Origin of the sequence: Leptospira sanjuanensis, from assembly GCF_022267325.1 — a bacterium.
Lineage (GTDB): Bacteria > Spirochaetota > Leptospiria > Leptospirales > Leptospiraceae > Leptospira > Leptospira sanjuanensis.
In genome coordinates this window covers 847,312-860,000 of sequence record NZ_JAIZBG010000001.1, presented here as the reverse complement: position 1 = coordinate 860,000, position 12,689 = coordinate 847,312, and the positions used below count along the sequence as shown (strand labels likewise).

9 protein-coding genes and 1 pseudogene (1 of these 10 running past the window's edge) are annotated in these 12,689 nt (G+C 45.1%); 6 read left to right on the top strand and 4 right to left on the bottom strand.

The annotated features are described in order from the left end of the window. Positions 1 to 42 (bottom strand): annotated as a pseudogene (locus LFX25_RS03970) (Lcl C-terminal domain-containing protein); it reaches 1,187 nt to the left of the window's first position. A gap of 1,293 nt (positions 43 to 1,335) precedes the next feature. Here LFX25_RS03970 and LFX25_RS03965 point away from each other — a divergent pair. After that, complete coding sequence (locus LFX25_RS03965) at positions 1,336 to 2,397, top strand: hypothetical protein (RefSeq protein ID WP_238729043.1); 1,062 nt, start codon at positions 1,336 to 1,338, stop codon at positions 2,395 to 2,397. A 96-nt stretch (positions 2,398 to 2,493) separates the two neighbouring features. On the opposite strand, the gene LFX25_RS03960 is transcribed toward LFX25_RS03965, so the two are convergent. The 3 genes from LFX25_RS03960 to LFX25_RS03950 all read right to left on the bottom strand — a co-directional run bounded on the left by LFX25_RS03960 (position 2,494) and on the right by LFX25_RS03950 (position 5,332). After that, positions 2,494 to 2,640, bottom strand: a complete 147-nt coding sequence (locus tag LFX25_RS03960) for a hypothetical protein (protein WP_238729041.1) — start codon at positions 2,638 to 2,640, stop codon at positions 2,494 to 2,496. A gap of 272 nt (positions 2,641 to 2,912) precedes the next feature. Beyond that, complete coding sequence (locus LFX25_RS03955) at positions 2,913 to 3,806, bottom strand: DMT family transporter (RefSeq protein ID WP_238729040.1); 894 nt, start codon at positions 3,804 to 3,806, stop codon at positions 2,913 to 2,915. Continuing rightward, positions 3,806 to 5,332: a M14 family zinc carboxypeptidase gene (locus tag LFX25_RS03950; protein WP_238729038.1), complete on the bottom strand. Its 1,527-nt coding sequence runs from the start codon at positions 5,330 to 5,332 to the stop codon at positions 3,806 to 3,808. Before LFX25_RS03950 ends, LFX25_RS03955 begins: the two co-directional genes overlap by 1 nt. A 96-nt stretch (positions 5,333 to 5,428) precedes the next feature. Here LFX25_RS03950 and LFX25_RS03945 point away from each other — a divergent pair, with 96 nt between their 5' ends. The 5 genes from LFX25_RS03945 to LFX25_RS03925 all read left to right on the top strand — a co-directional run bounded on the left by LFX25_RS03945 (position 5,429) and on the right by LFX25_RS03925 (position 12,638). Continuing rightward, the gene (locus tag LFX25_RS03945) at positions 5,429 to 6,313 is read left to right on the top strand and encodes a formylglycine-generating enzyme family protein (RefSeq protein ID WP_238729036.1); all 885 of its coding nucleotides are present in this window, start codon (positions 5,429 to 5,431) and stop codon (positions 6,311 to 6,313) included. A gap of 154 nt (positions 6,314 to 6,467) precedes the next feature. Beyond that, complete coding sequence (locus LFX25_RS03940) at positions 6,468 to 7,556, top strand: LIC_10091 family lipoprotein (RefSeq protein ID WP_240009032.1); 1,089 nt, start codon at positions 6,468 to 6,470, stop codon at positions 7,554 to 7,556. A 107-nt stretch (positions 7,557 to 7,663) separates the two neighbouring features. Continuing rightward, a complete protein-coding gene (locus LFX25_RS03935) occupies positions 7,664 to 9,355 on the top strand; it encodes a hypothetical protein (RefSeq protein WP_238729033.1) in 1,692 nt (563 codons plus the stop codon). Positions 9,356 to 9,584: 229 nt separating this feature from the next. Beyond that, a complete protein-coding gene (locus LFX25_RS03930; protein ID WP_238729030.1) occupies positions 9,585 to 10,508 on the top strand; it encodes an acetoacetate decarboxylase family protein in 924 nt (307 codons plus the stop codon). Positions 10,509 to 10,568: 60 nt separating this feature from the next. Continuing rightward, entirely contained in the window at positions 10,569 to 12,638 is a 2,070-nt protein-coding gene (locus LFX25_RS03925) for an NAD(P)-binding protein (protein WP_238729027.1), read from the top strand. Positions 12,639 to 12,689 lie beyond the last annotated feature (51 nt).

Below are 12,689 nucleotides of genomic sequence, written 5' to 3'. Positions count from 1 at the left end.
TCGAATATTTAAAAAAGAAAGAAGGTTGAAGCGGAAGCCCATGACAAATTTCAAAAACGCATTTCTGCGGTTTGACTGTGCGTAAAGGTTCCATCCTGTTTTGATATTTTTTTTCGCCTAAAAAATGAAAACGCATACTATATTATACATATCAGTTTTATCTTTTAGTCTTTGAATTTGAAGTTAAACGGTTCAGCTTATACTCTGAAGAATGTGAGAGCAGGATAAAGCTACATAAAACCAAAAATTTGAGTGAGTGCCACTTATATCATCCTTACAAGAATCAGAATTCGTTTCTATCTTCGAACACCAGCGAGATGCCGAGTTTCACGAAAACGGAGAAACTCGGTGTTCCCAATAAAAAGAAATCGCGTAAACATCGAAAGAATCGTCGAGCGACGGCATTTGGGGAACTCCTGCAAATTTTCTTTGAGCTTTGAAACAAGTTCCTAATCTTTCCGATCAACCAAATGAAATATTTTCCACATAAGGACTTTTGTTTCAGCGATTTCTCAACGTTAGATGTTAAACGGATGAGAAAACGATTTGGATCTATTGTTATATCTCAAAAATTTGAGCATAGGAATGCTCTGCAAAAGTGATTTCAAAAAACTTTCTGTTTCAACCCGTACTGCATAATATTTATTGAATGTGTCGATTCCGTCTTCCCGATCTCCGGATTTACTCGGGCATTCCAACGAATACCTCTTCGTATTTTTTGGGAAAATACGTTGGAATTTTTTAGAACCGGGTCAAATACACCGACGATTCCGTGTGAGTTCCTGCATGTTTTACCGACAAACTAAGGATCCTCGTCGTATACAAGGAAACTGTATGAGTTCCTACATTCCCACTCCTTACAGGAAAAAAGCCCGAATCCAAAGGGAATCCTCCGGTCTGAACATCAAAACGTGCGGGAGTTCCCGCACTTTTCCCCGAACTGAAAGCAAAATCCCAAAAAAACTCCAGTACAAGCGCTCGCCTCTATACCGTTTGTCGTAGCCGCCATAACCTTTCGAGTGAATACGCTCAATTTTAATTTCAAAACAAAACGTTTATTCAAAAATTTGAATATATTAAAATGAATTCGATTAAAATTTTCGCATAACAAGAAAATATGAACTTCAATGACGGTTAACGTTATATCGGCTCCGAGCGCCGCTTACTCATAAACCCGAATCGAAAAACTCAAAATAAGCCCCGAGCGGCATAAACGAAAAATTTTCATTATATTATCCAAAGGAAAACGAACCGCGAAACTACTTCGGTTTAAAATCCGTTAATCGGAATACCGGCGAAAATCTCGTTTTTACGGCCAGTTTCAACGAGGACACATTGAAGACATTAGATAAAAACGCAAAGACTACATTCAAAAAACGGAATTCTCTTATCAAAATCGTCATGAGCACGGCGATGCCTTTCATTTTCGTTTACTCGTGTCACAAACACGAAAAATCGCACATGGACCTGAATCTTCTTTTGGCTTCTTCCGCGATTGCCGAAGCCGTTGCAACGGCGGGAAATCCGAATTGTATTCCCGAAATCGGATGTAACACGGTAAAGGCGGCCAACGATTGGTCCGAAATCCAAGTCGGAGAATTGCCGATCATCATTACGGCTCCGCATGGAGGTTCGCTTTTACCCGCGGAAATGAAAACGCGAACCACGGGAACTCTGGGAAATGATTCGAATACAGCGGACTTGGCGATCAAGATCCGCGACGAACTTCAGAAATTTCTCGGAAAAAGACCGCATTTGATTCTCAATCACTTGGATCGTTCCAAGATCGATATGAATCGTTCCACGAATCAAGCCGTGGACGACGAAAACGATCCGGACTTTCAAACGAATCTTCGAGCCTATACGGACTTTCATCGTTTTATCAATCTTACTCGAACCCATATCGCCGGAAAATTTACGAGAGGAATTCTTGTGGACATTCACGGTCACGCGCAAGACGAGAACATCGTTCAAATCGGCCTGGATCTGACGGAGGCCGAACTGGAATCGAATGAAAATAACTGGGCTACGAACAATCTTCATCGGTCCTCCAGCTTACGTGCGTTAGTTGAAAACGGAAATATGACGTTGAAGGAAGCCATTCTCGGAAACGACGCGGTGGGAACGCTGTTGGAGGAAAAAGGTTTTCCTTCGTTTCCCAATCGTCAGCTGCGGAATTTTGCGACGACCGGCACCAATCATTATTTTACGGGCGGTTATAACACGGCCACTTACGGTTCGGGTAGCGGCGGGAGAATCGACTCGTTTCAAATGGAAACTCCCGGTCCCAATCTACGCAATACCGAAAACACGAGAGCCGATTTCGCGAAAAAGTTCGCAGAATCCTTCGTGCAGTTTTTAAGAAGAGCAAATTATCCGGGAATTCCTCAAAGCTGAAGAAGAAATACGGCGATCGTTAACAAACGCGCACGCACGGTTCGAGTTTTAATGACGTTGCACTTTTTCATATGTTTTTTCGCGTTCCTGCGCTTCCTAAAATACGGAAAGATGATTGGTAGACAATTTACATTTACCGTCGCTTAACAATTTTGCTACTCCGACATAGACGCTGTTTCCGTCCGAAAGAATCAGTTCTATGTCCTGCGGATATTCGGACCGGTCATACGAATGCCGTAACACGAAATGGCTGTCGGAGATTTATCTCCGGTCCAATTGAACCGTTTCGATGCGGATTCGTGTCGAACAAAACCGTGAATCCGGTCGAGAAAGAGATCTATTCTTATGACAAGCGTAAATTCTTAATTGTTCCGACAAACGATTGAGGAAAACAACTTGCATTTGCAGAATACAAGTTGTCGGGCCTGTGGCAAACGAAAGGGTTCTTCTATCGTTCGATTGGATGGCGGTTTATAAAAAAGATCCACAAGAAAGAATGACGGAAAATCGAACGACTATTCTCGATCCTTGCCGATCGATTCGGCCAGAATCAAACCGCAAAATACGATCGCACAACCGATCACCCGGATCGGTCCGGAAGTTTCACCTAACAATAAATAGGCGATGATCGAAGAAAAAACGGGTTCGAGAGAAAAGATGATTCCGACCCTCGTAGGCGACACGCGATGCTGATATTTGGTTTGCAGAAACGTCGTGAGAACCGAAGCCAATAACGCGTTGTAAAGGACTCCCGGGATCAATCTCATACTCGGATTCAATTTCGCTTCTTCGATTCCGCTCACGTCTAAAACTACCACGGATAAGAGAGCGAAAAAACCGGCCACAAACGATTGATAAAAAACCGAAACTCGAATCGGAATATCGGAACCCATCCGGTCCATCTGAATGATGTAAAGCGAAAAGAAAAGCGCTCCGCCGAGCGTGATCCAATCGCCGCTCGCGATCTGCAACGAACCTTCCCGTCCGACTTCTCCCAAAAAAATCAGACTGATTCCGATAAAAACGACCAGCGCTCCCAAAAGATTTCCCTTTGCGGGCATTCTTCGTTTGAAGACCGCCTCCAAAAACGGAGTAATGACGACTAACGTTCCGATTAAAAAAGAGGACTTAGTTGCGGTGGTCGTTTTTAATCCGACCGTCTCACATGCGAATCCGAGATACAAAAACATTCCGAGAAGAAACGCCCCGGGATACCAAATTCTTCCGTTTTTAAATTCTTTCCAAGCGAACGGAAAAAAAATCAAACTCGCAATCCCGAAACGCAAACCTAAGAAGATCGAAGGCGAAGTGTCCCTGAGCCCGAAGATCGTCATCGTAAACGTTCCGCCCCAGATCAAAGTGCATAGAATCAGATACGCTTCGTTTCCGAATTGTTTCAGATTGAACATCAGGCTTTGCTCTTCTTCAATACGATTTTAAGCGGCTCCCAATTCCGATTCGGACGGGAACGGATTTCCACGGATTCATAGCCTTCTTTTGAGACTTTGATTTTGGTTTCTTTCCGATCGGGAAACAACTGAAAGAAGAATCCGTTGTTCGGATTGGAGACGCGGACTTCTTCCTGAAAATATTTCACTCGATCTATTTCCACCTTCGCTTCGAGAGGAATGCCGAATTCGTCCGTGACCTTCAAAAAGATCTTTCTTCCTTCGAGGACTTCGTTTAACAAAATGTTCCAGGATTCTCGCAGGGAAAGATTGACCTTCTCCACTTCCTTATAAACCGGATTGAGATGCGTGGTTTCGAGAAGATACGCGAGAGTTCCGTGCGCGAAATAGAAATAATCCTGATCCACTCCGTCGATCGGATAGATGTTCTTTCTCGCTTCGAATTCCTTTTCCGGATTGAGACTCGCAACCGAAGCTGCGATTTTTTTTCCCAATTCTCCCGCCATATCCGGTTCGGGGTTATTCAACGAATCGATGGAATACGGAACCAACAGACAATTCGCATACGCATGATAGCTGATGGAAGCCGCAAAACGTTCCTTATTGGCGAGTTCCATCATCGCCTTCGTTTCGGGCTCCGAGCCGGGCGACGGTCCCCTGTAAAAATAATTGGAAGGATTCGGAGAGGAATAACCTCCTCCCGTTTTTCCCCAGAAGAACGGATAGTTCCGATTGATGTCCACGCCAGGATTGAGTTTGTCGTTTACCGGTCCGACTCCGGGATAACCGTTCTTTCTTCCCATCAGATTGGAAACGTGCCAGAAATGTCTGGCTCCGTCCGGGTTGACGATCGGAACGACCCAGATCTTCAACTTATTTAGAATTTCATCATATTCCTTCGGTTTGGAAAGAACGGAATACACGATATCGTAGCAGTGTTCGATCGATATGACCTCGTTGGCGTGATGCGCACAGTTGAAAAGAACCGAGATCTTTTCCTTATCGGGAACGTTCGTGTTCGTCAAAATCAGCGCGGGAATCTCCCTTCCTCTCGCGGTTTTTCCGATCACCTGCACGCGCGCCAGTTTGGAATAACGGTTCGCAATCCCGAGTAGATAATGAATATTTAATATATTATCCTTATATCCTTTCTTTAAATCGTCCAGTCCGTTGAACCGTTCGTTGATCAGATCCTGATAGTTCCCCGAGTAATATTTAAACGGAAAGTATTGTTTGACCACGGCGATTCCAGGCGATGAAAATCCGGCCCGATCCACGTCCTCTTTACTCATCACGGAATAATAGGAATCCGATTCCTGATAACTGATGGAATATCTTCCTTTGGTTTTTTCCCGAAACTCTCCCAGACGTCCGGGTTCGATCCGAACGAGAAGCATCTTTCTTGGATCGTTTAGGGGAGAATTCGGAATCTTCTTTCGAAAAAAACCGGAACAGGAAATCGATACGAACACGCCGAGAAAGGCGATCGAGACGGCTCGGAGCGTATAGATAAAACGCGTTTTCATTCGATTCGACGACTGGAGCTACTTTGCTCGGGTCGCTTTAAGAATCCAGAGATTTTTATGTTGATTTGTCCGTTTCCTTTTTCAGTCTATCCTTCAATGAAATCGAAACTTCGGAACATTCTTCTTTTGACCGCCGCGTTTTCGGTCATCTGCATCGGATGTATGTGTAAACTTCTCGCGGATTCTTCCGCTTGCGGAGGCAAGGAAATCGCGGGTATGAAATGTATTCCTGCGGGAGAATTCATCCGCGGAAGCAACACGCACGACGCGGACGAAAGGCCGGAAGAGAAAGTGTATGTCAGCGACTTCTATATGGACACGTACGAAGTCACGAACGAAGAATTCGACAAGTGTAAGAATGCGGGTAAATGCCAGGAATGTTTAAAGACCGGTAAATGCAATTATATCGGTCCGCGTTATGGTAAACCGTATTTAGGTCCCAAACAACCGGCCGCGGGAATCAGCTGGTACACCGCAAAGGAATTCTGCGAATGGGCGGGCAAACGTCTTCCTACCGAAGCGGAATGGGAAAAAGCGGCGAGAGGAACCAACGGAAATTTATATCCTTGGGGAAACGAACCCGCGACCTGCGAACGAGCGATCATAGAAGTCGGCGACGTAAAAGGTTGTGTCGCTAAAAAAACGGACAAGCCGCATCTCATGCCGACCGCCAACGTGGGAACGAGAGCGCCCGGAGTGTACGGACTTTATGACATGGCCGGAAATTCCTGGGAATGGACTCAAGATTGGTATTCTCCCTCCTTCAAAGCGTGTGGAGAAGCCTGCCGCGGAAAGGATCCGAAAGGACCGTGCGACGGAAAAGAAGTCTGCCCCGGTCATACGAAAAAGGTTTTAAAAAGCGGTTCTTGGTGGTGGCCCGCAAGTTACGCAAGAGGTTCCAAAAGAAGATCTCATATCCCCGAAAATTTTCCGGAATACCATCACTTCGGATTCCGCTGCGCAAAGGATGCAAACAAATAACATGTTCAATATTTCTAAATTAAGAATTTATTCTACGGCTTGTTCCAAAATTAGAATTTATAATTTCGAAAAAAGCGAAAGCCGCAAGGTTCCGTCCCAAACATTACGTTTCCCAATATACGATTTAACTAAGAACTCTTTGGGACGGGTTCTTATGCTTACGTTCTTCGTTCTCGGCTTTTCCTTTTGCTCCGGTTCGGAAAAGATCAAGGAAACCCAAAACCGTTCCGCTTTGAGCGAACAGGATCTCGTTTCCAAACTTGAAATTCTCAAAGAAACCCCGCAAGAAACCCTAGTTCCCACCAAATGGGACGTAGGCGATACGACCGTTTCCAACGAAGACCGTCTGGATCTTCTGATTCCTCACGTTCAAAACGTGGGTAACGCGTATATCGGAGTCGGATCGGAACAGAATCTTACGATCGCGGCTTGGGCGAAATCGGATTTCATTTATCTCATGGACTTTACGCAGATCGTAGTTCACGCGAATACGATCACGATTCTCTTTTTGAAAAAGGGAGAAAAGAAAGAGGACTTTATCCGTCTTTGGGGAAAGGAAGGAGAAAAGGAAGCGCTTGAATTGATTCAGACTTCCTTACCCGATCCAGAAGTGTACAAGAAGGTTTACAAACAAGCTTCTCCGTTTATCCGCAAACGTCATAGAACCAACTTGATGCTTTCCAAAAAATACGATTACAAGATGTTTCAAACCGACGACGAACAGTACGCTTACATCCGCAAACTCGCCGTCGAGGGGAGAATTCTCCCGGTTCGCGGAAACCTTCTCGGAAATACCACGTTAACCGGAATCGGAAACACGCTGAAGAAAGTCGGACACAAAGTCGGAATCATTTATTTCAGCAACGCGGAAGAATACTTCGCATATCCGCAGGAATTTAAGAATTCCCTTTTGAATCTTCCGGTCAACGACAACTCCCTTGTGGTTAGAACCATCTCGGTTCGCAGAGATTTGTTTCCTTGGTCGCCCGGTTCCGAGATTTCGACGGACAGGGGATTTCATTATTGCGTTCAGAAAATTTCCAATTTTCAAAAATGGCTGGCGAGCAACAAACCGGGATTGCGATCTCTGCAAGTTATGGTGGAAGGCGGAACCGTGGATAAGAAAAACGGAATCACCGTCGTAGACAAGGAACCGGCCGTAACTCCGGCGCCTACCGCAACGACTCCGGGAAACCAAACGAAACCGACTACGACAACTACTTCCAATCCTACTGCACAATAAAATTCGAATATACCGAAGCGGGCCGCAAACCCGCTTCGGAGTTGAATCTTAAAAAAACACTTTACACTCCGCCGATCGTCGATTCACTCTAAACCGAACTTCGCGTTATGAAGAATTACGTAAAAGAAACGGTACTTTTGCTATTTTCTTTTTTCGTTTTTACGGTTTCGCTGAACGACAACCCGGAAATCCGATCTCTTGCATTCAACGCGGATACGTTGTATCCGATGGTCTTGCAACAGGATTTGATGGAGGACGAAAACTCTCCGCGCGGTTGGAGCCTGACCCCTTCTCCGTATTTCTTTCCGGACGTGGCGTTTGCGTTTTTGATTCGAACGTTCGTGAACGACGGAATCGCCAGCGTTTACCTTGCGTTTTTAGGACAAGCCTTGTTCTTATTATTCGCGCTTTTGTTCGTTTTCGATTCCGAAAACGAATCCTCGGTCGAACGGATAAAAACAAGAAGAATTATCGTTTTAGCATATTCTTCTTTTTTAATTCTCTTTTCCGTCAACGCTTTCTTTTTCCCGATTTTAGGTTTTGCCTCGCACGGGAACGCTCTTTCCTTTACTTTTATCTGTTTCGGTTTTTGGAGAAAGAATCTTCCTTTCCCGAAAAGTCCTCTTTTGCGGGAAGAACGGAAACTCGTTCTGAAGTGGATATTTTTTGGAACATTGCAAATTCTTCTGATCGCATCCGACCCTTTATTCGTGTTTTATTTTTCTTTTCCCTGCATCTTACTCGCAGCGTGGGAATGGAAAACGAAACAAAATCCGGAAACCGTTTCGCGCTTGTCGTTTATCATTTTTTTCACCGGAATCGGTTGGTTTAGTTATCGGGCCTTAACGAAATCGGACTTCGTGTTTATTCCGACCGGTTATTACACGGGAACTCCCTCCCGGAATGTTTGGGAGCCCGTCACAGCCACGATCTCGCACCAGCTCGAAACGAATCCGATTTCATTTTATTTCTGGATCGGCATACTCCCCTTGCTTTTTCTCTGGAGAATGTTTCGGAAACGAAACGAGACAAATCCGAGTCCGCTTGATCCCACAAAGAATACCGGAAATCCTCAAACTGATTCTTCAGTAAACGAACTGAAACGACGCAACACGAAGCGAATTCTTCTCTTTCTGATTATAAGTACGATCGTATCCACGATCGGAATCTTTATTTCCGGGAACCTTTCCGGAATCTTTCAGAAAGACGGTGTTCCGTTACGGTATTTCCTTCCTCTTTTGTTCGTGTGGTTTCCGATCCTGATCGCATTCCTCTCCGAATCACCAATAAATTATAATAAAGGAATATTCAGATTTCTGTATACTTTGATCTTCTGTCTGGTTTTTTTTGCTTTAGCTCGGACGAACTCGGTTCCGAAACCCTACCAAGATTCTTTGGTCGATTGTTTGGATGCGAACCAAGAACGTTTTTCCTTAAAACGAGGGATTTCCGATTTCTGGACTTCCAGAAGAATTCGAATTTTCTCGAAAAAGGAAATCAGAGCCGATAATTATTTACGGGATCTGCATCCGGAATATTGGCAGAATTCCTGGAGTTGGTTTCTAAAAATTCCCGCGCAAGAATACAACTTTGCCGTTTTACCGGGATTGGATTCGGCAAATCTAAGGAAAGAATTCGGAGAGCCGCAATCCGTCATCGCTTGTGAAAATCATGAAATTCTAATCTGGAACCGGGATTCAGAAGAGCGATTTGCCCGTTTTCGCAAAAAGAAGCGGGAAGAAATCGAACTCTGGCATAAATTGACGGGCCGAAAACCGATTTCACCTGAGACACGTTAGGTTATCCCGCGCTAAAATTCTCGCGGATTCCGAAACAAAAACAATCGTTCACAATCCCACACGACGAAATCAAACCGCAAAATTCAAAAACATACCTTCCTTTTTTCCGTTTTTTAAATCGCCTCCCTGATCCCAGAAGCGAAAGAAACATACGCATTTAGTAATTTTATTATTTACAATATTTTACAATTCTAAGAAACCTTGAACCCCGATTGTAACAGGAGCGTGCATGGCAAATTACGTTGTTCGCGGCGGCGAACAGGAACTCCCTCCACCCTATCAGATGAAACAGGTGGAATTTTATTCTTTTTGCATAGAAGGAAATCGGAATGCGATTCAATCGATCGTCGACCGGGATCTGAACGGACCCGCAAACGGAACGGCCCACTATTCGGCGTTCACCGATAAATTATTTTTAGTCTTCGCCAAACAACAATATCTCGTTCCCGGGAACGATTGCGGATGGGTGGAAGAAACCGACGTAGGCTTCTGGATTCCGTTGTTCGCAAAAGATCCGCTCCGAATCCGCTTTTATCAACCGTATCTTTTCGTTGACATTCCGACGGCGATGGCGACGGGAAGAGAGATCTACGGCTTTCACAAAATTCAAGGCGATTTTCAAATGCCTTCTCTTCAGGTTCCTCCCGAATATTTTTCCGTGGACGCGGTCACTCCGAGAGGAAAGGACCGTCAGGCGATTTCGCAAAGAATGTTCACGTTGACTTGTCCTCCCGGAGGTTCGCAAACGAAAGAATCGTACGATGAGTTCTCCAAGATAGGAAGCAAGTTTGCGGAGATTCTTTTCGGAGATCCTTCCAAGATCACGATTCCTGGAATGGGACTCGTGATCAACCTTCTGGACTTTTTATTTTCTCCCGAACTGGGAATGGTTTTTCTAAAACAATTCCGGGATGCGGCCGATCCGACCAAGGCTTGTTATCAGGCGATCGTGGAAGCAAACAGCAACGTAACCCATTTCCGCAAAGGCGGATTGTTGGAAGGGAACTACGTCCTCGATCTTTTGGACAATCCGTATTTTCCTTTTATCTCCGACTTCGGTTTAAAAGGGACTTCGGTTCCGGTTCAGTTCGGAATCTGGTGCGATTTCGATTTCGATTTTTCTCCGGGAAAAATCATTCACCAAAACACATAAACAGTTTAGAATATACGATTTTACTGAATAAGTTAGATAACGGAGATTGCGGGTAGTTTTATGGCGGATAAGAAGGAAAATATTGTAATTTTAGGAGGAGGACTCAGTTCGCTCGTCACGGCTTACGAAATCACTTCCAAGCCGGGTTGGGAAAAGAAATACGACATTACCGTGTATCAGTTGGGCTGGAGACTCGGCGGAAAATGCGCGAGCGGCAGAAATCAATCCGTTTACAATCGTATCGAAGAACACGGGCTTCATATTTGGTTCGGGTTTTACGATCACGCTTTTCAGCTCATCCAGAAATGTTACAACGAATTAGGGAGAACTCTCACGCAGCCGTTGGCGACTTGGGAGGAAGCCTTCAAACCCGCGAACTATTTCGTACTGGAGGAAAACGTAAACGGGTCGTATCAGCCTTGGCCGATTTCCTTTCCGATGAACGATCAGATCCCCGGAGAATCGGTCGAACTTCCCGATCCGAAAACGTATCCTTCCCTCATTCTCGATTACGTGAATCAATACTACAAAAACAATCAGCAATACATATTCCCCGATAACGAACATTCGGAGGATCAAAGCATCTGGAAACAAATACTCGAATGGATCGAAGATACGATCGAAGACGTAGGTCTCGATCTGATCGGAAAAACCATTCTCGTTCTAAAAAACCTTTTGGATAAACTCAGCAACGATTTCCCTCACGATCGTTTTCTCCGCATCCTGGATCTTTTTGCGAAAACGCTTTGGCAAAGAATCGAGAAAAAAATCGAATCGAACACGGAAGCGAGACGTTTCTGGATTCTGATGGATTTCAGTCTTACCAACATCAAAGGGATGATCGTCGATAAGGTTTTTGAAAAAGGTTTTGAAAGCATTGACGACTACGACTACAGGGAATGGTTAAGACATCACGGAGCAAGCGAGATCACGATCAACTCCGCGATCGTTCAAGCGATCTACGGACTCGTATTCGGGGGAGTCGATCAATATACGTTCGCCGCGGGAACGGCTCTCAAAGGCGCGCTTCGTATGGTGTTCACTTACAAAGGCGCTGTCGCGTATAGAATGCAGGCGGGAATGGGAGACACCATTCTTACTCCTATGTATGAGATCCTGAAACGAAGAGGGGTCCATATCAAATTCTTTCATCGTGTGAGGGAACTGATTCCGGGAACGGCAAACGGCAAGGCCTGCATTCAATCGGTACGCGTCGGAAAGCAGGTGAACTTAAAGAATGACGAATATTCTCCCTTGATCGACGTCAAAGGATTGGGTTGTTGGCCGAGCGAACCCCTCTACGATCAGATCGTGGAAGGAGAAATATTAAAAAAAGAGAATGTGGATCTGGAAAACTATTGGTCCGATTGGAAGGATCGAGAGGAGATCGTTCTCGAATACGGAAAGGATTTCGATCGTCTCGTGTTCGGAATTTCCATCGGAGCGATTCCCTTCGTATGTCCGCAGATTCTCGAAGAGAACTCGCAGTGGAAACAGATGACCGAAACGATCACAACTTGTTTGACGGACGCGTTTCAACTCTGGATGTTCCCCGATACGGCCGGACTCGGTTGGAAGTATTGGAAGAACGAACCTCCGATACTCGGATCGTACGTCGAACCGTTCGACACTTGGTGCGACATGAGCCATCTCATCAATCGGGAATCCTGGCCCGACGATATGTTTCCGAATCAGATCGCGTATTTCTGCGGGCCTTCTCCGTCCGGGATCGCGCCTAAAAATCCTTTAGCGAATCCGGACATCCCGGCCGAGATGGAAAAGTTGAAAGCAAGAATCGTAAAGTTTCTCGATCAGGACGCGCGCGGCCTTTGGCCGGCTTCCACTCCGACGGGAAAGACGAGCGGCTTTAATTGGAATTTGCTGATCGATCAGGACAAGACCCTCGGCGCGAAAAGAATCGACTCGCAATATGTCCGATTAAACATTCAACCAACGGAAAGATATGTCTTATCGGTGAAAGGTTCTACGAAATACAGACTTCCCGCGGGTGATAACGGATATTCCAATCTCGTAATCACCGGAGACTGGATTCAGAATTCGGTGTTAAACGCAGGTTGTGTGGAAAGCACCGTTGTGAGCGGGATCGAAGCCGCAAGTTGTTTCCTTTAATTTCAAAAACGAAATTTTTTTCTTTTTGATTTTAATCCTAGGGAGAATATC